The following is a 23,480-nucleotide window of genomic DNA, read 5'->3' on the forward strand; positions in this document are numbered from 1 at the left end:
GCACCTCGCAGTATTTCTCAGTAAGGAGTGAATTCAGATGGCTAATTTTAGAGCTGGAAGATTGAAACAAGAAATTCAACGCGAAGTAAACGATATTTTGGTGAAACGCGTTAAAGATCCGCGTGTCAAGGACGTCAACATCACAGATGTTGAAATCACGGGCGATCTGCAACAAGCAACCATTTATTACAGTACACTTTCCAGCCTTGCAAGTGAACGCGAAAAAGTTCAAACAGGCTTGGAAAAAGCGGCAGGCCTGATCCGCAAAGAATTGGGATCGCGCCTATCCATGTACAAAACGCCTGAATTAACATTCAAACGCGATGAATCAGTCGATTACGGAAGCAAAATCGACCAATTACTACGCAAATTGCATGAAGACGAAAAACAATAATATTTTCCGGTATTCATGAAATACAAAAAAGCAATCCGAATAAAATTCGGGTTGCTTTTTTGCATTGAGCTTATCCGTTAATGATACATTATAAGAAACGCAAGATTTTGAATGGTTAAACAATACATTGGAAATGCATTATGTTATAATTTAATTACGATACAATTATGTTATGAAATCTTTTCGAAGAAGCGCCATCTTAATAAAGGATAGCTTCTTTGGTTATAGCATTACCAAAAAATAGCACTCTTCCATCTAAACATTATTCATGGGGAAACCTTTGCCAAGGAAATCGGATTTGAGAATATAAAATTGTTTACATGAGGAGGGAAATTATGAGTTTGTTGATGATGGTGATGTTTCTTCTGGTCTGTCTATTATTTTCCAATGTTATAAGCCATTATATCCCATCCATCCCGACAGCGTTGATACAAATCGTTATAGGAATCATCATCGCATTGGCGTTTAGGGATATTTCGTTCCAGTTGGGGTCGGAATGGTTCTTGCTGCTTTTTGTGGCACCGCTTCTGTACAACGATGGAAGGCATTTCCCACGCGAGGAATTATGGAAGATGAAGGCTCCTATTTTCGGGAATGCTATTGTGTTGGTGCTTTTGACTACCGTCGGCGGTGGATATTTTATCCATTGGCTTGTACCCGCCATTCCGCTTGCGGCGGCATTCGCTCTGGCTGCGATCCTTTCGCCGACTGATCCCGTGGCGGTCAACGGGATTGCGAATCGTATCCATATTCCCGAAAGAGTCCTGACTTTGGTCAGGGGGGAATCGCTGATCAACGATGCCACTGGTCTGGTCGCTTTCAAATATGCCGTAGCTGCTGTCGTGACGGGTTATTTTTCGATGACGGCGGCTGTCCTTAATTTCGCCTATATATTCATCGCAGGAGCGGTTCTGGGCCTCCTGTTGGGGCTAATGATTACCTGGGTCAAGCACAGCTTACGCAAGAAAGGGATCAGCGATGTGACGTTCCATTCCTTGCTGCAAGTGCTGACGCCCTTTGTCATCTACATCATCACGGAAGAATTCCTGCATGCCTCTGGGGTGATCGCCGTCGTTGTGTCCGGAATTATCCATTCGATAGTTGAGGAACGGAGCGAAACCCTGATTGCGGAGGAGAAACTGCTGACGGAAAATATCTGGTCGATTATTTTGTTTGTTTTGAACGGGATTGTATTCTTGCTGTTGGGCTGGAACATCCCTTCATCAATGGCTGCAACTTTGGAAGATCCCAATTTGAGGAACTGGGTTGCCTGGGAGTACGTTGTTGCCATTGGATTGATGATTATGGTAATCCGTTTTATCTGGACTTACTTTTTCTTCAATTACCGGTACCACTTTGGTAGAGCAAACAATAGCGACCGCTTAAGTTTCAAAACTTGCCTCTGGATCAGTATTACGGGAGTCCGCGGTGCGGTAACAATGGCTGGGGTCCTCACTATTCCGTACCTCCTGTATAATGGTGCGGTCTTTCCGGAACGCTCTTTGCTGCTCTTTTTGGCGGCAGGGGTCATTCTGTTCACCTTAATCGTCGCAACGGTTTTATTGCCACTATTGAGTGAGGAGGGTGCGAGAAAAGGGAAAGTATCGAATAAAGTGGATTTTGCCGAGGCCAGGAAAAAAATCATCCTGGAAGCCATCAAAAAGATCAAACAAGAGATGGATGAGGAGAATGAAGTGGTCGCCTATGAACTGATTGCCAAATACAAAAAGATGTTAAAAGGCATTCATAAACAGAATGTTGCGGAAACAAAAGATTACCGACATAAGATCAGAGAAGTTCGGTTAATGGCATTAAAAGAGGAGAGAAAGTATATCCGCGAAGCAATGGTTGATGATCAAGCGGATATGGAAATTTTAGAAATTCTTGAAAAAAATCTGGATCACCGGGAAGAAGTCCTTTCGAATAATTCCCGTTCCGATGCAAAGTATATTGTCGGAAAATTGATCAGGGGATGGCAACGCTACAGAGGGAAATACCATCAACACGAAGAAACGGGCAATGTACAGCTGCATCCAGGGAAAGAAATTCAAATGAGAGCTTTCCAGGCGGCCCTTGCAGCGCTGGAGAAAGGCACATTTAATCAAATGCATGCGGATATTGTTCCTATCGTCATCTTGGATTACAAGAGAATGATTGGCCGGTTGATAGCCCCTAAATCAAGATACAACGAAAAAAGGGAAGAGCAAAGGGAGAGCTTGTGTATCAAAATCATGGATGCGGAACGCTTTGAAATCAGTAGGATGTATGAAGCCAGTGAAATCAACAATAAAATGGCAAAAGATTTAAGGCGGTTTATCAACTACATCGAAAGTGTCACTCTTTATGAGTATGCCGAATAATTTGCGACACACTCTGCTGTAGGTCAAATTGCAGATTGTGTTCTGCATTTATGAAAAAATGAAGGTAAAAGCGTATCTATTTTGATACGAGCTTTTATCTTCATTTTTCTGTAATAGGGTGATGCGTACTATTCCTTCACTACCTGATAAGCTTTTCGGATAACCTCTACAAGCCGTTTTTTGCAGTCGTCATCGGTGAAGGCTGCCTCCAGTGCCATCAAGTTGAGCTTTTCCATCAGGCCTTAATCCATGCAGTCATAGTAGCCATCCAGCAGCATGTATTCATCGGTCAACGTTGTTTTCCTGAGACTGTGCGATTATCGGTATTGATGCTGATTTTTATGTCAGCATCGAGGAATTGCTGGAAAGGATATTCCTTCATGGATGCAACAGCTTTCGTCTGCAGATTGCTGGTCGGGCAACCAATAGAACGGAATCACGCACATTTGTGATCAGCACAGCCACATTCGCCGGTATGCAGGGTGAGCGGAATATGGTATTGCCTTCCTGCCGACAAAAAGTTTTCGAATAAGTTAGGCGGGAATGCCGTTTCGTTTCCGGCCAAATCGATGCCGGATACACCTTTGTTAAGATGTTTTTGGGCTGATGGAACCGTCCAAATGGTAGCGTAGGTCCACTTTTGGTAAAGCTTTTACTTTCGTGTATTCCATTTTGTAATGCATCCCGAAAAAATAGATTTGTTCTATTATACAGGATTTTATGGAGAATATTCGGCTGATTTTTTGGACACTTCACCTGCAAGAATATAAGCAAAAAGCTTATGGCATTGTCAAAGTTTTCTTGAGAAGTCTTGGAAAAAACTGCGCTATGGATAACGCAAAAGAAAACATTCTTGTCGATACTAGGCTTTTTTCGAAAAATCAAGCCATCCATTGACAGCTCCTCTAGAACTGTCAATGGGTGGTGACTGTCTTTTCGGATTTTTACTGAGCTGCAGGCGGTATCTATAACGGATTCGTTGACGGTAATGTGGTATAATCAGTAAGAAAGAAAGCGCTTGCTGTCGTTGCGGTTGACGAGAAGAATCGTCGGCGCAAGGAACATGTCCGAAATAAGCACGTTCATCTTGGTTGAAATTTTGTGAGGAGGTTTTTAATTATGGAAGAAATGAAATGTCCGGTGACGGGCAAAACGAGAAAAGCTATATCTGGTGGTGGCACTTCGAACAGGGACTGGTGGCCGAACCAGTTGAACCTCAAAATTCTTCATCAGAACTCAAACTTGAGTAATCCGATGGGTACCGACTTCAACTACGTTGAAGAATTCAAAAAACTCGATATGGAAGCCATAAAGAAGGATCTATATACGTTGATGACCAACTCGCAGGATTGGTGGCCTGCCGATTACGGGCACTATGGGCCATTTTTCATCCGTATGGCGTGGCACAGCGCCGGCACATACCGCATGGGCGATGGCCGCGGTGGTGCAGGATATGGAATGCAACGTTTTGCGCCCCTCAACAGTTGGCCGGACAATGTGAACCTGGACAAGGCACGCCGTTTACTTTGGCCGATTAAACAGAAATATGGGAAGAAGATATCTTGGGCTGACCTAATGATACTCGCCGGAAATTGTGCTCTAGAGTCCATGGGATTCAAGACATTCGGTTTTGGTGGTGGCCGAGAGGACGTTTGGGAGCCGCAAGAAGACGTTTATTGGGGCGCTGAGACCGAGTGGCTTGGCGACAAGCGATACTCGGGCGACCGGGATCTTGAGGATCCTCTTGCCGCTGTGCAGATGGGCCTGATTTACGTAAACCCTGAAGGACCAAACGGAAAACCTGATCCAGTCGCCTCCGGCCGTGATGTGCGAGAGACTTTCGCACGTATGGCCATGAACGATGAAGAGACCGTCGCGCTCATCGCTGGCGGGCACACCTTCGGGAAATGCCATGGTGCTGGGCCTGCAACCCATGTTGGACCTGAACCGGAGAATGCTGGCATAGAAGAACAGGGCCTCGGTTGGAGGAGTAGCTTCGGCAGCGGCAAAGGCGGCGATACGATCGGCAGCGGTCTCGAGGGAGCTTGGAAGGCGAACCCGACAAAATGGGATATGGGTTATCTGAACACGCTGTTCAAATATGAATGGGAGCTGGTCAAGAGTCCGGCTGGCGCAAATCAGTGGTTGGCCAAGGATGTAGCGGAAGAAGACATGGTGGTTGATGCGCACGATCCGTCGAAGAAAAACCGGCCGATGATGACCACAGCGGACCTCTCCCTTCGCATGGATCCGATTTACGAACCGATTGCGCGACGCTACCAGCAAAATCCCGATGAATTCAGGGATGCTTTCGCCCGTGCGTGGTTTAAACTGACTCACCGCGATATGGGGCCACGTCCACGCTATCTTGGCTCTGAGGTTCCTGCGGAGGAACTGATCTGGCAGGACACGGTGCCGGCAATCGATTATGAATTAATTGACGAAAAGGACATCATCGCTCTCAAGAGCAAGCTTCTGGCTTCTGGCCTGTCTGTTTCCCAGCTTGTCGGGGCGGCTTGGGCTTCGGCGTCCACATTCCGTGGTTCAGATAAACGCGGTGGGGCGAACGGGTCGCGCATCCGTCTTGCACCACAGAAGGATTGGGAAGTCAACCAGCCGGCGCAACTGAAAACGGTGCTCCAGATTCTTGAAAAAATCCAAGCTGATTTCAACAGTGCCCAGACAGGTCAAAAGAGGGTTTCACTCGCCGATTTGATCGTCCTGGGTGGATGTACAGGTATAGAGCAGGCCGCAAAGAATGCCGGCCGCAATTTGGTCGTTCCTTTCATGCCTGGACGCACGGATGCATCGCAAGAGCAAACCGATGTGAAGTCATTTTCAGTACTCGAACCGAAGGCAGATGGGTTCCGCAACTACCTGGAAACCAAATCGTCCGTATCCGCAGAGGAAATGTTGATTGACCGTTCGCAACTGTTGACCTTGACCGCTCCTGAAATGACGGTTCTGCTTGGAGGCATGCGCGTCTTGAACGCCAATTACGGCCAGTCTCAGCACGGCGTCTTCACCAATAGGCCAGAGACACTCACGAATGACTTTTTCGTGAATCTGCTCGACATGAGCACAGTGTGGAAGGCTACAACTGAAGCCGGAGACGTGTTCGAGGGCCGCAATCGCGCGACGGGAGAACTCATGTGGACCGGCACCCGCGTTGATCTCATCTTCGGTTCAAACTCCCAACTCCGGGCCATAGCGGAAGTCTACGCTTGTGATGACGCCCAAGATAAATTTGTATATGATTTCGTGTCGGCTTGGAATAAGGTGATGAATGCAGATCGTTTCGACCTGACCTGAAACATAACAGGAATGATTCTGATGGTTTTTAAATTGAGAGGCCGCTTACTTCAAGAGGATGGCTGTTTAGTAGTCTTGCTGAATAAAGGGGGGCGGCAATTGCTGCTCCCCACTATTTGTTTAAAATATAAACATTAGATGAGGTGCATCGTTATGGATGAAAAACGTATAAATCTCACGGAGGACACGGTTCGAGATCTTTGGTCCCAGACTTATAATACCGAGGGGAAGCCTGATTGGTCGCATATCTTTCCCTATTACCACCCGGAAATTGTTTTTCAGGACGCCATTCAGAGGCTTGAAGGCATAGATGATTTTAAAGCCATGTGCGCGCGGCTTACCAAGCGATGCAAGAGTCTCAGGATGGATATAAGCTCAGTTGTACAGGGCTCCAATATTATTATCATAGAATGGAAGATGACGATGTCCTTCCGGAAGTCTCCCGATACACCGATTTTTGGCTGCACCAAACTGACCATTCATGATGACGGAAGGATAATTGAACAAAGGGATTACTATGACCTTTGGGGGGATATTTTTAACGGCGTGCCGGGTTTTTCGAAATTGTACAGAAGGTTTATGCGCCGATTTTTTGGGTAGGAGGATGAGATGATGAAGCTGAGGCTGCCGGATGAACTGATATTCATCAAAAACGGGAAAGCGATACAGAAGAAGAGTACAACTGCCATGGAGGGGAAAGTCTGCGTAATAACCGGGGCAACTTCAGGCGTCGGTCTTGAAGCATCAAAAAGGCTGGCTAAGGCGGGCGCCCATATCGTCATGGTATGCCGGAATCCGGATAAAACGGAACGCATCAGCAGGGAGATCAAGGCCGGATGGAATGTTCCGGTTGATATTATTATTGCGGACTTCAGCCGTCTTGATGAAGTCCGGCATGCCGCTGCTCTGATAATAGAAAGATATCCTAAAATCGACGTCCTGATCAACAGCGCCGGCATCCATTCCACTAAGCGCATGTATACTTCAGAAGGTTTCGAAATGGTTTTTTGCGTCAACCACCTGGCCCCGTTTCTGTTTACCCAGCTGCTTATTGACAGGCTTAAAGAAAGTGCGCCGGCCCGCATCATTCAGGTGAATTCCGAAGGGCATCGTTTCAATGGTCTCAATCCGGATGATATCAACTGGGAAAGACGTCATTATACTGGGCTCAGGGGCTACGGGGCCTCTAAAACAGCCCAGTTGCTTACCGTCTGGGAACTCGCGGACCTTCTGAAGGGGTCAAGGGTCACCATTAACGCAATGCATCCGGGCGATGTGAAAACAAATATAGGGAACAACAACGGGTGGCTTTATAGATGGTTTTTGCATCATGTAACCTGGCATTTCCTGAAGGACCCGGCAATATCCGGAGAGGCTATTTACTACTTGGCTTCCGATCCGGAAATGAGCGATGTCAGCGGCCGTTTTTTCAATCTGACTATCGATGAAAAACCTGCCGCCCATGCCCTTGACCGCGAAATGGGAAAGCGCGTATGGGAGCTCAGCATGGAAATGACTGGGCTAAGCCCGGGAAAACAATAAGAATGGGATAGGTTATGCAATGTGTCGGCAGAATAACCGAAAGAACTATTGAATGAGTTTGGAGGAGCGGATATGTCAGTATTAGATAAAATCGCTTATCTGCAAGGCAGGAAAGACGAGGCACCGAATCAGGAACTGGCAAAGGAACTGATCGAGAACAATGATGTGGCTGGCATCAGAGAGATTGCAGAAAATATGTTCAACAGTGATAAAAATATTCAGAGTGATTGCATAAAGGTATTGTATGAAGCAGGTAATATAAAACCGGATATGATTGCGGAATACGTCGGAGATTTCATTAAATTGTTGAGAAGCAGAAATAACAGGCTAGTTTGGGGGGCAATGTTGGCTTTATCAAAAATTGCAACAATCACAGCTGATGAGATATATAAAAATCTCGAAATAGTAGTGAGAGTCATGCAAGAGGGCTCAGTCATTGCAGTTGACAAAACACCATTAAGGTTTTAGCAGCTGTAGCATCTCAGAATGATGAGTATAATATAAAAATATTTCCGTTCCTCTTGGATCACCTCAGCAAATGTCGCCCGAAATAAGTTGGTCAGCATGCTGAAAATATATTTCAGGCAGTTGACCAAAAGAATCAGGATGAATTTATCAAGGTGCTAAATGCGCGGGAAGGTTCTTTGACAAGCGCTCAAGTAACCAGAATCAACAAGCTGTACAAGAAACTACCTGTAAATCATCAGTCATCGTCCGGCCAGCAACATATGATTCGATAGTTCTATGCAGATATATTTAGGGAGGGGGATGAGACAGGTGGGTATATCAGATATGGATAAGCTTCTCGCAACCCGCTATGACAATGGTGCAGATTTTTGGAAAACTGCAGACGGACGGATCGGCATAGAAAAACCTGATTGAAGTATTTTGCCGTCGTTTCAGACGAGACAGTCTATGAGAACCCGCGGTTTTTCCACAAGCTAGAGTCGAAGCTCTCCAAGGAACAAAAAATCCTTTCCCGGCGGGCAAAGCAGGCCAAAAAGGACGGACGAAAACTGTCCGAATCGAAAAACTACCAGAAACAGCGCGTCAAAGTCGCCCGGATTCATGAACGAATCAGCAATGCCCGAACGGATTACCTGCAAAAGACTTCGACCAAAATCGTCAAAAACCACGACGTCATCGGAATCGAAGATTTGCATGTATCCGGCATGCTGAAAAATAAGAAGCTTTCCAAAGGAATATTGGAAGCATCATGGGCGCAGTTTCGGACGATGCTGGAATACAAGTCAAAGTGGTACGGCAAGCAAGTCGTCGCCGTTGCCCGGAACTTTCCTTCCAGCCAATTATGCTCGTGCTGTGGCTACCAAAACAAAGACGTGAAGAATCGCTCTGTCCGGGAATGGGATTGCCCACAATGTAATGCTCACCATGACAGGGATCTGAACGCAAGCATAAATCTAAAAAATGAAGCCTTGAGGCTTCTAACCGTAGGAAGCTACGGGGATAGCTTAGTCAATAATCACTCGATAGAGCGATGTTCCTAAGAATCTCCCACCTCTAAGCAGTAGCGTAGGTGGGGGTAGTTCAATATGTGTATGTTCTTTCTTTTTTTCAAAAAGCCCGTAAAGACGAGCGATTTAACGAAGCTTTTGGGATGTTGAGCAGGAAGCTGGACAGCAATAATAGACTGAGCGCAGAGCTTCATAACCGAAAAAAGCGCGGCCACCTTTGTTTAATGGGAGCCGCGGAAATGGGCGAAATGGAATTGAGGAGATGCTAAAAATGTGTGTTATAAAAAAATATTTTAAAACGGGAGTTGTGGGTTAAGACCTTTCAGCTCCCTTTTTTGTAGGGAAGTATTGCTGTTGGCCTTCTATTTCATGAATAGGATAAAGCGTCTAGTTATGCTTATTCAGAACGCAAGAGGGGCATGCACATGCAATGAGGGCCACCGTGGCCGCGCCCAAGTTCGCTGCTGGGGATTTCCAGCACTTCGACGCCGACCCTCCGTAAGGCTTCATTCGTTTTGATGTTTCTGTCAAAAACGATCACTTTGCCCGGAGCCACAGCCAAGGCGTTCGTTCCGGCATACCATTGCTCTCTTGCTGCCGCTATCGGATCTCCGTCACCGCATTCGATCAACATGATTTCCGCAACACCCAAGTGTTTTTCCAGCGCTTCTTTTAGCGGTGACAGCTCTTCGTATATGGACATATCGTTTTCTTTGGACGGAGCAAGGATGAATAGATGCATGTCCTTCATTGCCGCACTGTGAACCAGGAATTTGTCATAATCCAACATGGTCATGACGGTATCCAAATGCATGAACGCCCGCTTCTGGGGGATCTGGAAGGCCATCACTTTTTCGATGGATGAATCGCCATCCTGGAACAGATTATACGCAAGTTTTTCGACCGACGCTGAATCGGTCCGCTCGGATATGCCGACTGCTAATGTTTTCGCATCAAGCATCATGATGTCTCCGCCCTCCAACGAAGTGCTCAAATCAGCATCATAATAATGCCTAATGGCTTCATCATGCAGCACAGGATGGTATCGCAAAAGATACCTTCCGTAGATTGTTTCCTGTGCCCTTGTGTCATAACGCATATGACTGATTGCCACGCCGTTTCCGATAAAACAGAAAGCGTCGCGAGCGAAGTATAGGTTTACCATGGGGTCTGTTATAAAGGGGTAGCCATCTGCTGTCAGGCTTGATAAATGATCCGCTGGTGCGGCCGCCAAATCGCTCTTCAGGATGCCGGACATCGTTTTTTCAACCAGCACTTTCGGATTGGTGATCGCCGACAGCAAAGCCTGAACTCGTTTACGGTCGTGAATCGCAGGGATTTTTGCTTCCAGGATGTAGTCTTCAATAAACGAATGACGGATGCCATCGTTCTCGAGTATATCCGACATCAAATCCTCCAGAAAAATGACTTCGATGTTCTCCCTTTTTAAGGCTTCGGTAAAAATATCATGTTCTTCTTGCGCTTTTTCCAAATAGAGCAGGTCATCAAACAGTAATTTTTCTAAATTATCCGGTATTAAATGCAATAATTCCTTTCCGGGCCGATGAACGATTACTCTCTTTAGCGGATCTACTTCACATAAGATCTGTATCGGATTTGCCATCATAAACCTCCAATAAACTTTTTCGCATAAACGCAACGACCCACCAATAATGGGTATGTGCTTTACCTTCATTTTACAACTAATCAGAAAGTATCTCCATTTTTGGATAAGCATTTATTGGAAAAGCGCCGCAAGTAAAAAAATGGTGTTGATGAATTTTTTCATCAACACCAAGATTGGATGACGCGGTACTCCGGGTTAAATAGTATTCTCTGTTCGGGATTTTTTTCTGTTGACACGGCTCATTACTTGCTCTTCGCTGGAGTTGTCTACTTCGGCTGACGTGTTTCTTGCTTTCCCTATCGTTTTCTTAGCCGTTCCGCGGAATACTTTAAAGAGTTCAAGCGCAAAACAAACGGCAGCGATGATGAAACAAATCGAAATCAGACGGGTAGTTAGACTATTTGCACCCAACATGCTGACGACGGCTGTTTGATTTTGCAAATACTTGATAATGATTCCTAAAACGGCACTTAAAACACCAATTTTTACGTTTGTGCTCAATTTCTTCAAATATTTGTTGAGTTCGGATAGAATGCAAAGCAGAGTAATGGCATAACAAGCCATCGCTAAGTAAGAGAAGATATTATATACCCCCAGTATCCCTCCTAACAGACTATCCAGGCTTGTCTGTGTATGCAAGTAACTGAAAATGGTCCCCAAGACAGCGCTGGAAATCCCAACCCTTACATTTGTGCTCAATTTCCCAGATAGCTTGCTCAGAGCGGAGATAAAGTAAAGCAAGGCAATGACATAAAAAGCTATAGATAGATAGGAGCATAGATTATTTATGCCTGAGATGCCCGCTAACATACCATCCACGTTTGTATTGGTGTGCAGATAACTGGAAATAGCACCTAGGATGGCGCTGGAAATTCCTCGTCCTAAACTGGTACCCATTTTTTTCGATAGCTTATTAAGCCCGGATGAAAAGCTAAGCAGGGCACTGGCATAACAACCGATCGCTAAATATAAGCAGAGATTATATATTCCGAACATGCCATTTACGTTTGTTCGAATCTGCAAATAACCGAAAATGGTTCCTAGAAAGGCACTGAATAACCCAAATTTTAAATGAATGTTAATATTAAAGTTCCGATTCTTCTTTTGTGCAGAGCTTTTAAAAGCAAAAAGCGCAATGAGTGCAATGACAACAACGGCAATGATTTCTATTTTAATTTCCCCCTTGGATTAGATTGATAACTTTTTCATGTGTCAGGTATAATAACGAACCGCGAAACATGGAAGCTTTATGAAATGCCTCTATTTTTTTCTGTAACTGCTTCAGTCAGCAGGCTAAGATGAACGGCAACTTGTGAAATAGACAATAAACATGCGAATGATGGGCTCAGACTTTTGAAACAGGCATCTGCAAAACATAATAGCATACTTACATGATAAATGTGTTTCAAAAATGCGATTGTTTTGTTAAAATGTCACCTGTTATCACAAATGTTGTAACAACTGAATAGACAAATCAATGCATTGAGTGTAAAGTATGAATACGTGAAATATGCGTTCTTAGTATGATTTGTTGATGAAATATTCATGCAATCAGAAAGGACAGTAATTGAAAGGGTGATCCGCATGAAATTGGTTGAAGGAATAGAAATGACTGATTTTTCGTATACAACAATTGATGGAACATACAAGAGCTTCAGAGCTCAACTCAATAATGATTACACAGTCATTTTATTTTTGAGACATTATGGCTGCGGTATGAGTCAGCTGGATATGCTGAAGTATCGGGATGCTTATCAATTCCTGCAAAGGAAGGGTGTCGATGTCTTCATGGTCATTCAAGAGCCAACGGAAACAATCGCTGAGAAAGCCGCGAAAGCGAATATACCTTTTCCGATCATTTCAGATCCTGAACAAATTTTATATCAACTGTTTGAGATTCCCTCTTCCGAATCAGTGAGAAAGCTTGTTGCCGGCGTTTCTGAGGAGAAACTTAACGAAATGATAGACTACGGAATCGACTGTTACCAAGTTGAAGGGAATGAGTTACAGTTGCAAGCCACTGTTGCTTTTAATCGAAGCGGGCAGGTTGTGTACAGCCATTACGCTGAAAACATCAGCGATGTGCCTTCTCCAACGGAATTAGTGGAACGGTTGGAAGCCAGCCTGGCCTAAAGTCAGACGGGGAAATCTTCAGGGCCAGATTGTTAGTGAAAATGATGAACTAGCCGTATGGTTTTTGAGAGATTTCAACGGCTGATATAACTCCCTCATGGTTTGAATAAATTTGGTTTGCTGACCAATATTCAAACCATGGGGGCGTTTTGTTGTATCTTCGAAACGAATTTGAGTATAGAGAGCGAGTCTTTGCATGGATTGCCCCAAAATAGAAGCTGATCAAGCGTACTCTCACAGTGGTGAGTTATTCAGGAAACGGATAAAAAATCGTATAATTAGCGTTTATGGCTATGCGGAACTATAATTGAAATTAATAGGGTCCTCAAAGGAAAGAAAACGCTCTGATGCAATCACAAAGATAATTGAACTGTATCACTACACTGTCTTTGGGAATCGGATATTTTGCTTGGGGTTGATCGTCAACTCTGTACAACAAATAGGGGGTAATCATGATGGGAAGAGTCATTCATTTTGAAATCCATGTAGACGATATGGAACGTGCCAAAACATTTTACGGAGAGGTATTCGGTTGGACGTTCGAAGATTGGACTGCTTATGCAGGGACGCCTTATTTTGGAGCATTAACTGGCAATGGGAATGAACCAGGAATCAATGGTGCTTTGATGCTACGCAAAAGTCCTAAACCAGAAGTAAACCAGGGCTTAAATGCTTATGTCTGCACAATGGGTGTGGAGGATTACGATTCCGCAGAAGCTATCATCCTCAGAAACGGCGGTACGGTCTCCCTGCCGAAAAATGCCCTGACGGGGATGGCATGGCAAGGCTACTACTTTGATACCGAAGGAAATATATTTGGCATTCATCAGCCCGATGTGAACGCTAAATAGACAGTCGTTTATATACAGCTTATGTTTTAGTCTGCCACCCGTTAAAGAATCCTGTTTGCTTTTCAGAAGGAGTGATAGTATGTCGGAAGAAAATGATTTGCGTATCAATAGCCATGTTTTTGATGGGCCGTTAAGAGCACCGAACCGGGCAATGTTAAGAGCTGTGGGTTTGACCGATGAAGACTTCAAGAAGCCAAAGGTGGGAGTCGCCAATACGGAAAGTGACGTCACTCCTTGTAATATGCATATCGGTGCTTTGGCGAATGAAGCGAGGGCCGGCATAAAAGAGCACGGCTTTATTCCCTTTGAATTTCATACCATCACCATTTCAGACGGCATTTCGATGGGCACGCCGGGAATGCGCTTCTCGCTCCCGAGCCGAGACATCATTGCAGATTCGATCGAAACGGTAGTCGGCGGTGAAAGTTTTGATGGTGTTGTCGCTTTCGGTGGATGCGACAAAAATATCCCCGGTTGCTTGATTGGCATCGCCAATGCAGGCGTACCGGCTGTTTTCGTCTATGGCGGCACCATCCAACCAGGGAAACTGGACGGAAAGGATATCGATATCGTTTCCGTCTTTGAAGGTGTGGGGCAATATAATAGCGGCATCATCGATGAGGCACAATTAACGAGAATCGAAAAACATGCTTGCCCGGGAGCCGGTTCTTGCGGGGGCATGTATACCGCCAACACCATGGCGTCCGCCGCAGAAGCTATGGGTATGAGTCTGCCGGGCAGTTCCTCGCATCCAGCAGTAAGCCCTGAAAAGAGAGAGGATGCCAGAGCGGCAGGGCTCGCCGTATGCCGGATGATCGAACAGGGTGTTTACCCCAAAGATATCATGACAAAAGAAGCATTCGAAAATGCGATTGTTCTCGTAATGGTTTTGGGTGGTTCGACAAATGCGATCCTACACCTGTTGGCGATTGCCAATGCTATCGAGGTAGACCTGACGCTGGATGATTTCGCCCGCATTCAGAAGGAAGTCCCTCACTTGGCTGACATGAAACCGAGCGGTCGTTATGTCATGCAGGATTTATTTAAAATTGGCGGAGTGCCGGCTGTGATGCGCTATTTATTAAAAGAGGGCTACTTGCATGGTGATTGTCTGACCGTCACGGGCAAATCGATTGCTGAAAACTTAGTTGATTTCCCGGATTTGACGCCTGGTCAAACTGTCATTATGCCATTGGAGCATCCAAAAAGGGAGGATGGTCCCCTTGTCGTTTTAAGCGGGAACTTGTGTCCTGAGGGCGCCGTTTCCAAATTATCCGGAGTATCTGTAAAGAAACATACAGGCCCGGCTCGGGTCTTCAATGATGAAGATTCCGCTACCGCGGCTGTCATGAACGATGAAATCCTTGCGGGTGATACCTTAATCATCCGGTACGTAGGTCCAAAAGGCGGTCCGGGCATGCCGGAAATGTTGAGTATTTCAAGCATTTTGGTCGGGAAAGGGTTAGGCGAATCGGTCGCTTTGATGACGGATGGCCGTTTCTCTGGCGGGACACATGGGTTGGTGGTCGGGCATATCGCCCCGGAGGCGCAAGTAGGCGGTCCGATTGCCTTTGTCGAGGAAGGGGATATCGTCACGATTGATGCGGTAGAACATACGCTGACGCTTCACGTAGCCGATGATGTATTGCGAGAACGACGCCAAAATTGGGTTGCACCGCCGCTGATGAAGAAGGGTGTGCTTGGGAAATATGCCCATAACGTTTCGAGCGCTTCGCGAGGCGCCGTCACCGATTTTCGCCATGAAGATTGGTAGAATAGTCTAGAAAAAAGAGGAGTTTCCGCATCACCTGATCAGGTGACGTGGAAACTCCTTTTCTCTTTTCGCTGTATTAAGTATTTTTAGCTATTTTTTCCTTTATTTGTCACCATCCGAATTAAATTCCACAATTTCTTCTGCTTTATCATCCAATTCTGGATCTGGATGGTTGGATTTTGGTATTTTGTAGGCTCCTTTAGATTCTGCTTCTCCGGAAATTGGATCTGGATGTGAATGTGCATCATTCGCTGCAGCCACTTCATTTTCGCGTAATTCTTTCTCAAGTTCAGTATTCTTATCCATTACTTTTCCTCCTTATGATTCGTAGCGTAAAATAATGCTGTTCCATGTATCTATTAACTATACAATCTTCCGTATCGCAGTAATTCGGAAACGTTTTCTAACTCTTGAGCTCATTCTATGATAGGCAAGGCGAAATAGCAAATGAAACGCATGAGCCAAACAGTGTATTTCACTAATATTTTTGGGGAAATCGATATTCTTGATTTCTTGTAGAGGAATGAATGTTTTCGCCTTTGCCTATCCCTATCAGCAGTCATTTATAACGGTCTTGGATAAGAAAGGGTTGACAGTTTAGTTCATACGTAGTACTTTTAAAGTAACTTAATATTTCCGGTAGGTAAGGCTACTACAGGGATACGGATTGCTGCCGCGAAATGGTGGAGACACCATAAGAAGGTTTGAACAGGCGATATCGAAACCAAGGTATCATCTAACGCAATTTCATCGCCCTGCAGAGCTAAAGCTCAAACGGTGGCATCAGTGCAACTAAAAAAAATTGTGCTGTGTATTTTTATGGACATATCATCCCATACCATTGTTTGCGCCTTGGTATGGGATTTTTTATTGCGGAAATAACGAGTGTAATCGAAATAGCGAGGTGAGAAGAATGGATGCGGGAAGTAGTACAGACATAGGGCCGAAAGGGCGAAGTAGAAACAGAAGACATGCGCAGACCAACTGCATCTGTTCTTCTGACTAAAAACTGAATAGTTAATTGGCTTTGCTCTTTCAACCATGTCTTATCATCCCTAATTGTCTAACCGACAAACAAATATAGGAGGTAAAGACCATGCTGAAAATGAGAGAACGTGTATCAAACAGAATGGCTGCCAACGAAACGGCAGAAAAAATTGAAAGAAAGATGCATGGGAATGAACGTTTGCGCTCTGAAGCAAAAAACACAAGAGTTCCTGTGATGCATCAGCTAAATACTACCCCAAACGGGTCCTCCAAAGAAACCGATGAAAAGAATAGGACGACATACGGAGATAATAGCGTTACACAAGCAGACAAGAAGTACCTTTTCAAAAGAATTGCTGCATCACCTTACTCCTTCGTGCAGACATAGATCAATAATAAGCCACATCCAATATTATTGAAAATACTGCTAGGAAGGTGCTGCATCATGATAAAAGTTATTGGAATTACGGATGAAAACAAATTAGAAACAGACATTGCTATAAATAATGCAAATTTTGATCAATACAAATGGTTCTGGGTCGACTTTAATGAACCAACGGCTGAAGAAGTGAAACATTTGACCGACACTTTTCACTTCCATCCCCTGGCTGTTGAAGACTGTGTTCAGACACTTCAACGGCCGAAATTGGATTATTACGATGATTATACATTTTACGTTACTCATAAAGTCAGTGAAACAGCAGAAGAGATCGTCAAGGAAGAATTGGATTCTTTTGTCGGGGAAAATTTTATCGTAACTTTCCATCTTTCCGCCTCAAAGGAAGTGGATCAAATCCAGAATAGATTGTTGTTCTGTAAGAATATTGATGATTGGGATAGCTATTATATACTCTATGAAATTTTGGATAAAATCGTAGATAATTACTTCCCGCTCATCAATAAAATTGAGGATGAATTATTGGAAATTGAAGATGATATACAGAACGATTCAACAGATGAGGTCATTGACCATTTATTTGATATAAGACATCGGTTGTTGCTCTTCAGGCAAACGGTTAACCCGATGCGGGATTTGGTTTACCGTATGTTGAATTCCCGACATTTGGGTGGCATAAAAAGCAGAAGAGAATATTTCTCCGATATCCATGACAATTTATTAAAAGTAACGGAGCTGATCACGTCTAATCGAGAAGTTACCACCGATATGCGGGACAGCTACCTCTCAATGGTTTCGCATCAATCAAACAATTTGATGAAAACACTCACGATTATGACTTCGATTTTCTCCCCCCTAACTTTGATTTCCGGTATATACGGAATGAATTTTCGGAATATGCCGATATTGCAATGGGAATATGGTTATTATGCTATTATGGGATTGATGCTGATTATTGGAGTATTGATGTTTCTTTGGATTAAGAGAAAAGATTAAGGTGAGATTGAATGTTGACGAAAAACCTATTTCCGTTTATCCATTTAGCATGCACAAAGTATGGACGTCATCTTGTTGGTGTATAGAATTCATTTTTCCCCGTTCCTTCGGTGGTTACCTTCTATAGATCATTGTATCATGGAGAAAACAGAAGATGGAACAACCTGATTTAGCTTATATAGAATTAACTTCAGCTACCAAGATACTCATGCTTGGTGGCTTTTTAAGCGGAATTTTTAAGACTGCCGCCAATGATGTCTTCGGTTCAGCTATAATCCCTAGTCATGGGGGCAGCCAATTTTTCAACCGATATGCAAATGTGTAACGGTTTTGTGGTTATTTTTTTGATGATAACGATGGTACATTCATACCCTTGAGATAAATATCAAATACCTGAATGGAAAATAATTAAAGAGAAATAAAAGTTTATTGATAAGAAAGTAAGTGTTTGTCTTGAAAGTTGTTCATTTTCAGTATTCTCTGTTAGGCATATATGGATATTATTAGATTTGAGAGGCGTGTTATTATATTGAATAAGCAGCAAATCGGGGTTATCGGTATGGGTGTTTCTGGCGGGGAAGAGGGAGCCTTAAAAGGCCCTGCTTTGATGCCGGCCGGGCAAAAAGAAGCTTATGAATTGATAGCGCCAATCGTCAACAACCCATGAGTTTCGCTACTACCAAACGTTGATGCTCCCATCGTTTAGAGCCTTTTACCATGCGGGATAGTTTGCGCTGTTCTCTTGCTAGACGTTCTTCCATGACTCGATAGTAGTGCGGGTAATTGGCTCTCTTACCTTCACTGTCTACGAAGAAATTGGCTTGTGAGTAATCTAGTCTAAGAATACGTTCAACAGCGGGAATCCCAATGCTTTCGACTACCATTTCAAACGCAACAGTGATGGATACTTCAAAGATATCGCTGTTAAATACCAAGAATCCGTTCGTGACGTTGTCGAAACTGCAGTAAAAGCTGGCATTCCGGTTCCAGGTTTTGCAAGTGCGGTAACTTACTACGATTCTTACCGCACAGAAATATTGCCAGCGAATATCATCCAAGCACAAAGAGATTATTTTGGTGCGCATACATACGAACGTACTGATAAATCAGGCGTTTATCATTTTGAATGGGCAACAGGCATAGAAGTCAAACAAGACTGAAATTTTTGAAAGCATGCGTCAGTAGTTACAAAAGTTATTAACTAGCATGGTTACTATGGAAGATACAGAACCTATTTGCAGTCCAAAATAAAAACCTTTCAGACTGATGCACAGTAGCGCACCAGTTTGAAAGGCTTTTTTTGTTGTCTATTTTTCCGGATGAGCGGATGCAGCACCCGCTATTTTTGTATCATAAAACTGAATGATGAGCCCGACAATAAGTCCTATAACCGCGGGCACGATCCATCCCAGCCCCAAATCGTAGAAAGGCAGATAGTGCGAGGCGAAAGCAAGCACGGCATCCAGGTGCAAGGCATTCTTGACGCCATCGGGAAGGGCCTTGGCAAAGTCGAAGATAGCCGCAAACAGGGTAAGTACGGTAACCGACTGATAGATGCACGGCGCTCCCTTGAAGAAGCGATGAAACAAGCTGAGTAAAATCAACGTGATGGCAAGCGGATAAAGGAACATCAAGACCGGTATGGAGAAGGAGATGATATTGCTCAAGCCGATGTTTGCGATGCTGAACGAGATAGCGCAAAACAGGATTGTATACGTTTTGTAGCTAAGCGAACGAGGGAAAAGTTCTGCGAATGTTTCACTGCAGGAAGTGATCAATCCGACCGCCGTTTTCAAGCAAGCGAAAATCATTGTGATCGCGAGTATGATGCCACCGATATTACCGAAATAATGTTTGGAAATAAGCGATAAAGCTGCACCGCCGTTTGCGGCTATTTCAATAATGCCGCGGCTCTGCGCTCCGATAACGGCAAGGGCGATATAGATCAACGCCATGATGGTCATGCTGAAGAATCCGGATTTCACTGTATCTGCAGCGACAGTATTCGGATTTTTGACCCCTAAACCGCGAATGACTTTGATGACCACAATGCCAAACGCCAAGGAGGCTAATGCATCCATCGTGTTATAGCCCTCCAGAAATCCTTGGAAAAAACTGGTGGTTCCGTAGCTTGATGCAACTGGAATGTCGGATACCGCGCCCATTGGATTGAGGAGGGCGGTCACTACCAGAATGCCGAGAGACAGCAAGAAGATCGGGTTCAAAATTTTTCCTACCCAAGTCAGAATATTTGAGGGTCTGAGGGAAAAATACAAAACGGCCGCAAAGAAAAGGAATGAGTAGATTGCCAGATAGAGCGAGGCCATGCCATCCGACAGATTCGTTGCCAAACCGACCTCGAAAGAAACGGTAGCCGTTCTCGGGATCGCAAAGAATGGTCCAATCGTCAGATATAACAGACAGGTGAACAGCTTGCTGTAAACGGGATGGATGCGGCTGGCCATATCAAAGAGCCCGGTGCTGTGGGAGATGCCCATAGCGACGATACCCAGCAAGGGAAGCCCCACTCCAGTAATCAAAAAGCCGATTATTGCCGGCCAAACATTCGCCCCCGCAAGCTGCCCCATATAGACAGGGAATATCAGATTCCCCGCTCCGAAGAACAAGCCGAATAGCATTGAGGCGATATAGGTGTAATCTTTTGTTGTTAATTTTTTATCCATAAATAAATGCTCCTTTGAATGTATTTTCTCTGTCGTTCATGAGATCCCTGATGTATTCGTATTTTTTCAATCAAGCCATGATTACATTCTATCTGGTTCTGTTCAAATGTTAAGCGACGGTATATAATACATCTATTAGGAAATCTAATATATTAGATTACGCGATTGCATGGTTATGGCTACTATGAAACCGATCGCTTTTTATAAAAAATAAAACGATGCCGAGATTAGGAGAAGGACATGGATATCAAAAAATGGGAGACGCTTTTAAAAGTTGTGGAGGTTGGAAGCTTCTCAAAGGCTTGCGAGGAGTTGGGCTATACCCAATCCGGTTTGACGCACATGATGAACAGTCTGGAAAAAGAAGTCGGCTTTCCTGTGCTGCAGCGCGGACATTATGGCGTACGGTTGACGGAAAATGGGGAACGGATCATCCCGGCAGTGAAGGAAGTCATCTTGGCCGACAATAAATTGATGCGTGAAATCAATCAAATCAATGCCGAGGAAAATGGCACCATCCGCATCAGTGCCTACACCAGCATCGCTGTTCAGTGGTTGCCTGCCATCGTGGTGGGGTTCGCCAAAGAATACCCCAATATTAATGTGGAAATCTTCAATGGCGGCGTTACCGATACATATAATTTGCTGGAAACCGGCAAGGTAAATTTGACTTTCGGGAGCTTTCAGGCCAACTCAAATTTTAAATGGATCCCCTTGAAGTATGACCGGATGCTGGCGATCTTGCCGGCCGATTATGATACAAAGGGTCTGGATTATTTTCCTGTGACCGGTTATGAAGGGAAATCGTTCCTGATGCCTTCATATGGCTTTTCGTTCGACATTATGCGTGTCATCAACGGGAACAATGTGAAACCAAATATCAAGGAAACTTCCCTTGATGACCCAGCCATCATCGCCATGGTGGAAGGCGGCTGGGGAATCAGCATGCTTTCCGAGTTGGTTATGCAGGGCCAAAACAGCAAAGTCCTTGCTCTACCATTGGCACCGGCGGCCGTACGTGAACTCGGGATTGCCTTGCCGAAAGACACAACAATCTCGCCGGTAATCAAAAAATTCATCGCATATGCGCAAAAAATAATAGGAAGCCTTTGAGCGCGGAGCCCATAATGATAAAGGAACATTACGATTATAGAAAATAAAGGAGAAAGCCGATGCTAATGATGGGCTTTCTCCTTTATTGACGATTGCCTATCCGTAACAAGTCCGCAAAAATGTAACTGTCCAGCATATAGGCTGAATGTGAGAGAAACTGCATCAAATGACTGTAATATATCACAGCGTACGACTGTATCAAAAACGGGGAATATTATGATCGTTCATTTGCGGAATCAAAGGAAGCTGCCCTCCGAAGAGTAGCCTTCTTTTCCGGAATGGGCTTTTTTTGTTAAAAAGATTGATGGATATGAGATGGAAATAATACGATGCATAGCTTAAATCTATATCTAGGCATATAATTTTAGAACTGCCTTATAACTTTTTCCTGTGCTATAATTCATTCACAGTCAATTATAACAGGAACTTAATTAGCCGATCTATTCAATGAAATTTAACGATCAAAACATAAAAATAGAATTCATTCAAAAAGGAGAGATTTACATGGGAGAACATTGTAAAACGCATGCATTCCACAATGACGTAGTGGGGAGCTTTTTAAGACCCGAATATTTAAAAGAAGCGCGTGAGAAGTTTGCAAAAGGCGAAATTACTCATGAAGAATTGACTGCAACGGAAGATAAAGCAATCAAAGCGTTGGTTGAGAAACAAAAGGCGCATGGATTAAAAGCCGTTACCGACGGTGAGTTTCGTCGTTCATGGTGGCATTTTGATTTTTGGTGGGGCCTTGAAGGTCTGGAAAAAGAAGAAGTTGCACAAGGGAAACAGTTCCATGATTTGGAAACACGTGCTGAATCGGTGAAATTGATCGGCAAACTTGGGGGCAAAAACCACCCGTTTGTGCAACATTTCAAGTATTTGAAGAGCATTGCGGGAGATGATGTGGTCGCGCGTCAATCCATCCCGGCGCCAGCCCAATTGATCCGCAAATTTGTCGGTGATGATGGCGCATTCCCGGAAAATCCTTTTTATGCTGATTTGGATGCATTCATTGATGATTTAGCCAAGGCTTACCTTGAAGTGATTGCGGATTTATACGCTGCCGGCTTACGTTCCCTGCAATTGGATGATTGCTCTTGGGGAAGTTTGGTCGACCCTGAATTCAAGAAAAAATGCGAAGCGAATGGGTATGATTTTGATGCCTTGGCAGATGCGTTTTTACGTTCCAATAATGCGGTACTTGAGAACTTGCCTGAAGATTTATTCGTCTCAACGCATGTTTGCCGCGGCAACTATCGTTCAAGCTACCATTCAAGCGGATCTTACGAACCGGTATCTGCTTTCTTGCTAGGCTCTGAAAAAGCAGACGCATTCTATCTGGAATATGACAGCGAACGCGCTGGCGGTTTTGAACCATTAAAGGATTGGGACGGGAAAAGCCAAGTCGTGCTTGGGTTGGTTACTTCCAAGACGCCTCAACTGGAAGATAAGGAACAAATCATTTCCCGTATCAGGGAAGCTCAAAAATATGTGCCATTAGAAAAATTGGCGCTCTCTCCACAATGCGGTTTTTCTTCTACGGAAGAAGGGAACAACTTAAGCGAAGCGGAACAATGGGCGAAAGTTGATTTCATCAAAGAAGTTGTCGCTGAAGTTTGGGGCGCATAATAGAATTTCGGGAACATTGGTCCATGCTTAAAAATTAATACCATAGAAATCCAGCGAAAAAAGCAGTTGTTGCTATTTTTCGCTGGTTTTTATTTTATCCGAATTCAGATTAACAAAATGCCTGTATGTATGATTGGAAAAAGAAACTACTACGAAAAATCACGTGTTAAATTTGAAGAAAACTATCATTAAAGGGATAATAGAAA

The 23,480-nt window shown here is 44.2% G+C and carries 19 protein-coding genes, 3 pseudogenes and 1 riboswitch; of the genes and pseudogenes, 17 read left to right on the forward strand and 5 right to left on the reverse strand.

Features of this window, described 5'->3' with window-relative positions; genetic code table 11:
* The first annotated feature begins 37 nt into the window (after positions 1-37).
* The gene (gene rbfA, locus BM101_RS05265) at positions 38-394 is read left to right on the forward strand and encodes a 30S ribosome-binding factor RbfA (protein WP_087031745.1); all 357 of its coding nucleotides are present in this window, start codon (positions 38-40) and stop codon (positions 392-394) included.
* A 335-nt stretch (positions 395-729) separates the two neighbouring features.
* Entirely contained in the window at positions 730-2,754 is a 2,025-nt protein-coding gene (locus BM101_RS05270) for a Na+/H+ antiporter (protein ID WP_087031742.1), read from the forward strand.
* A 289-nt stretch (positions 2,755-3,043) separates the two neighbouring features.
* On the opposite strand, the pseudogene BM101_RS14345 reads toward BM101_RS05270, so the two are convergent.
* A pseudogene (locus BM101_RS14345) lies at positions 3,044-3,376 on the reverse strand (hypothetical protein).
* A gap of 497 nt (positions 3,377-3,873) precedes the next feature.
* Here BM101_RS14345 and katG point away from each other — a divergent pair.
* From katG to BM101_RS05305, 5 genes are all read left to right on the forward strand, one after another.
* The gene (katG, locus tag BM101_RS05285; protein WP_087031737.1) at positions 3,874-6,066 is read left to right on the forward strand and encodes a catalase/peroxidase HPI; all 2,193 of its coding nucleotides are present in this window, start codon (positions 3,874-3,876) and stop codon (positions 6,064-6,066) included.
* A gap of 153 nt (positions 6,067-6,219) precedes the next feature.
* A complete protein-coding gene (locus BM101_RS05290) occupies positions 6,220-6,666 on the forward strand; it encodes a nuclear transport factor 2 family protein (RefSeq protein WP_087031734.1) in 447 nt (148 codons plus the stop codon).
* Between the two features lie 9 nt (positions 6,667-6,675).
* Positions 6,676-7,608, forward strand: a complete 933-nt coding sequence (locus tag BM101_RS05295; protein WP_087031732.1) for an SDR family oxidoreductase — start codon at positions 6,676-6,678, stop codon at positions 7,606-7,608.
* 72 nt (positions 7,609-7,680) lie between these two features.
* The gene (locus BM101_RS05300; protein WP_087031730.1) at positions 7,681-8,076 is read left to right on the forward strand and encodes a hypothetical protein; all 396 of its coding nucleotides are present in this window, start codon (positions 7,681-7,683) and stop codon (positions 8,074-8,076) included.
* A gap of 410 nt (positions 8,077-8,486) precedes the next feature.
* Entirely contained in the window at positions 8,487-9,116 is a 630-nt protein-coding gene (locus BM101_RS05305) for an RNA-guided endonuclease TnpB family protein (RefSeq protein ID WP_218149883.1), read from the forward strand.
* A gap of 364 nt (positions 9,117-9,480) precedes the next feature.
* Here the strand turns inward: BM101_RS05305 and BM101_RS05315 are convergent, their stop codons facing one another.
* Both BM101_RS05315 and BM101_RS05320 read right to left on the reverse strand, forming a co-directional pair.
* The gene (locus BM101_RS05315; protein ID WP_177194391.1) at positions 9,481-10,707 is read right to left on the reverse strand and encodes an arginine deiminase; all 1,227 of its coding nucleotides are present in this window, start codon (positions 10,705-10,707) and stop codon (positions 9,481-9,483) included.
* Positions 10,708-10,905: 198 nt separating this feature from the next.
* Positions 10,906-11,607: a hypothetical protein gene (locus BM101_RS05320; protein ID WP_143084432.1), complete on the reverse strand. Its 702-nt coding sequence runs from the start codon at positions 11,605-11,607 to the stop codon at positions 10,906-10,908.
* A gap of 687 nt (positions 11,608-12,294) precedes the next feature.
* On the opposite strand from BM101_RS05320, the gene BM101_RS05325 reads away from it, so the two are divergent.
* The 3 genes from BM101_RS05325 to ilvD all read left to right on the forward strand — a co-directional run bounded on the left by BM101_RS05325 (position 12,295) and on the right by ilvD (position 15,468).
* Complete coding sequence (locus BM101_RS05325) at positions 12,295-12,843, forward strand: redoxin domain-containing protein (protein WP_177194393.1); 549 nt, start codon at positions 12,295-12,297, stop codon at positions 12,841-12,843.
* A 455-nt stretch (positions 12,844-13,298) separates the two neighbouring features.
* Positions 13,299-13,694: a VOC family protein gene (locus BM101_RS05330; RefSeq protein ID WP_087031714.1), complete on the forward strand. Its 396-nt coding sequence runs from the start codon at positions 13,299-13,301 to the stop codon at positions 13,692-13,694.
* A 79-nt stretch (positions 13,695-13,773) separates the two neighbouring features.
* Positions 13,774-15,468, forward strand: a complete 1,695-nt coding sequence (gene ilvD, locus BM101_RS05335; RefSeq protein ID WP_087031711.1) for a dihydroxy-acid dehydratase — start codon at positions 13,774-13,776, stop codon at positions 15,466-15,468.
* Positions 15,469-15,570: 102 nt separating this feature from the next.
* Here ilvD and BM101_RS05340 read toward each other — a convergent pair whose 3' ends face one another.
* Positions 15,571-15,774: a hypothetical protein gene (locus tag BM101_RS05340; protein ID WP_087031708.1), complete on the reverse strand. Its 204-nt coding sequence runs from the start codon at positions 15,772-15,774 to the stop codon at positions 15,571-15,573.
* A 322-nt stretch (positions 15,775-16,096) separates the two neighbouring features.
* A riboswitch (M-box (ykoK) riboswitch) is annotated at positions 16,097-16,257 on the forward strand.
* A 307-nt stretch (positions 16,258-16,564) separates the two neighbouring features.
* On the opposite strand from BM101_RS05340, the gene BM101_RS05345 reads away from it, so the two are divergent.
* From BM101_RS05345 to BM101_RS05360, 5 genes and pseudogenes are all read left to right on the forward strand, one after another.
* A complete protein-coding gene (locus BM101_RS05345; RefSeq protein WP_087031705.1) occupies positions 16,565-16,843 on the forward strand; it encodes a hypothetical protein in 279 nt (92 codons plus the stop codon).
* A gap of 57 nt (positions 16,844-16,900) precedes the next feature.
* On the forward strand, positions 16,901-17,848 hold the full coding sequence (gene corA, locus BM101_RS05350; RefSeq protein WP_087031701.1) for a magnesium/cobalt transporter CorA: 948 nt from the start codon (positions 16,901-16,903) through the stop codon (positions 17,846-17,848).
* Between the two features lie 154 nt (positions 17,849-18,002).
* Positions 18,003-18,173 carry a hypothetical protein gene (locus BM101_RS14070; protein WP_177194394.1) on the forward strand — a complete coding sequence of 57 codons (171 nt, stop codon included), beginning with the start codon at positions 18,003-18,005 and terminating at the stop codon, positions 18,171-18,173.
* 219 nt (positions 18,174-18,392) lie between these two features.
* Positions 18,393-18,503: pseudogene (locus BM101_RS05355) on the forward strand (NAD(P)-binding domain-containing protein); the annotation flags it as partial.
* Positions 18,504-18,747: 244 nt separating this feature from the next.
* Positions 18,748-19,008 (forward strand): annotated as a pseudogene (locus tag BM101_RS05360) (NADP-dependent phosphogluconate dehydrogenase); the annotation flags it as partial.
* 147 nt (positions 19,009-19,155) lie between these two features.
* Here BM101_RS05360 and brnQ read toward each other — a convergent pair.
* On the reverse strand, positions 19,156-20,532 hold the full coding sequence (brnQ, locus tag BM101_RS05365; protein ID WP_087031695.1) for a branched-chain amino acid transport system II carrier protein: 1,377 nt from the start codon (positions 20,530-20,532) through the stop codon (positions 19,156-19,158).
* Between the two features lie 240 nt (positions 20,533-20,772).
* On the opposite strand from brnQ, the gene BM101_RS05370 reads away from it, so the two are divergent.
* Both BM101_RS05370 and BM101_RS05375 read left to right on the forward strand, forming a co-directional pair.
* Positions 20,773-21,645 (forward strand): LysR family transcriptional regulator, encoded by an 873-nt coding sequence (locus BM101_RS05370; RefSeq protein ID WP_087031692.1) that lies wholly within the window; start codon positions 20,773-20,775, stop codon positions 21,643-21,645.
* A 504-nt stretch (positions 21,646-22,149) separates the two neighbouring features.
* A complete protein-coding gene (locus tag BM101_RS05375; protein WP_087031689.1) occupies positions 22,150-23,274 on the forward strand; it encodes a 5-methyltetrahydropteroyltriglutamate--homocysteine S-methyltransferase in 1,125 nt (374 codons plus the stop codon).
* Positions 23,275-23,480: the final 206 nt, after the last annotated feature.

The organism is Trichococcus palustris, from assembly GCF_900114465.1.
Taxonomy (GTDB): domain Bacteria; phylum Bacillota; class Bacilli; order Lactobacillales; family Aerococcaceae; genus Trichococcus; species Trichococcus palustris.

Coding starts and splice junctions, on each gene's coding strand:
- BM101_RS05325 (WP_177194393.1), top strand. CDS start 12,295: ATGAAATTGGTTGAAGGAATAGAAATGACTGATTTTTCGTATACAACA.
- BM101_RS05315 (WP_177194391.1), bottom strand. CDS start 10,707: ATGGCAAATCCGATACAGATCTTATGTGAAGTAGATCCGCTAAAGAGA.
- BM101_RS14070 (WP_177194394.1), top strand. CDS start 18,003: ATGGAACAACCTGATTTAGCTTATATAGAATTAACTTCAGCTACCAAG.
- corA (WP_087031701.1), top strand. CDS start 16,901: ATGATAAAAGTTATTGGAATTACGGATGAAAACAAATTAGAAACAGAC.
- BM101_RS05340 (WP_087031708.1), bottom strand. CDS start 15,774: ATGGATAAGAATACTGAACTTGAGAAAGAATTACGCGAAAATGAAGTG.
- BM101_RS05375 (WP_087031689.1), top strand. CDS start 22,150: ATGGGAGAACATTGTAAAACGCATGCATTCCACAATGACGTAGTGGGG.
- BM101_RS05295 (WP_087031732.1), top strand. CDS start 6,676: ATGATGAAGCTGAGGCTGCCGGATGAACTGATATTCATCAAAAACGGG.
- BM101_RS05345 (WP_087031705.1), top strand. CDS start 16,565: ATGCTGAAAATGAGAGAACGTGTATCAAACAGAATGGCTGCCAACGAA.
- BM101_RS05290 (WP_087031734.1), top strand. CDS start 6,220: ATGGATGAAAAACGTATAAATCTCACGGAGGACACGGTTCGAGATCTT.
- BM101_RS05370 (WP_087031692.1), top strand. CDS start 20,773: ATGGATATCAAAAAATGGGAGACGCTTTTAAAAGTTGTGGAGGTTGGA.
- ilvD (WP_087031711.1), top strand. CDS start 13,774: ATGTCGGAAGAAAATGATTTGCGTATCAATAGCCATGTTTTTGATGGG.
- katG (WP_087031737.1), top strand. CDS start 3,874: ATGGAAGAAATGAAATGTCCGGTGACGGGCAAAACGAGAAAAGCTATA.
- rbfA (WP_087031745.1), top strand. CDS start 38: ATGGCTAATTTTAGAGCTGGAAGATTGAAACAAGAAATTCAACGCGAA.
- BM101_RS05330 (WP_087031714.1), top strand. CDS start 13,299: ATGGGAAGAGTCATTCATTTTGAAATCCATGTAGACGATATGGAACGT.
- BM101_RS05270 (WP_087031742.1), top strand. CDS start 730: ATGAGTTTGTTGATGATGGTGATGTTTCTTCTGGTCTGTCTATTATTT.
- BM101_RS05300 (WP_087031730.1), top strand. CDS start 7,681: ATGTCAGTATTAGATAAAATCGCTTATCTGCAAGGCAGGAAAGACGAG.
- BM101_RS05320 (WP_143084432.1), bottom strand. CDS start 11,607: ATGGGTACCAGTTTAGGACGAGGAATTTCCAGCGCCATCCTAGGTGCT.
- brnQ (WP_087031695.1), bottom strand. CDS start 20,532: ATGGATAAAAAATTAACAACAAAAGATTACACCTATATCGCCTCAATG.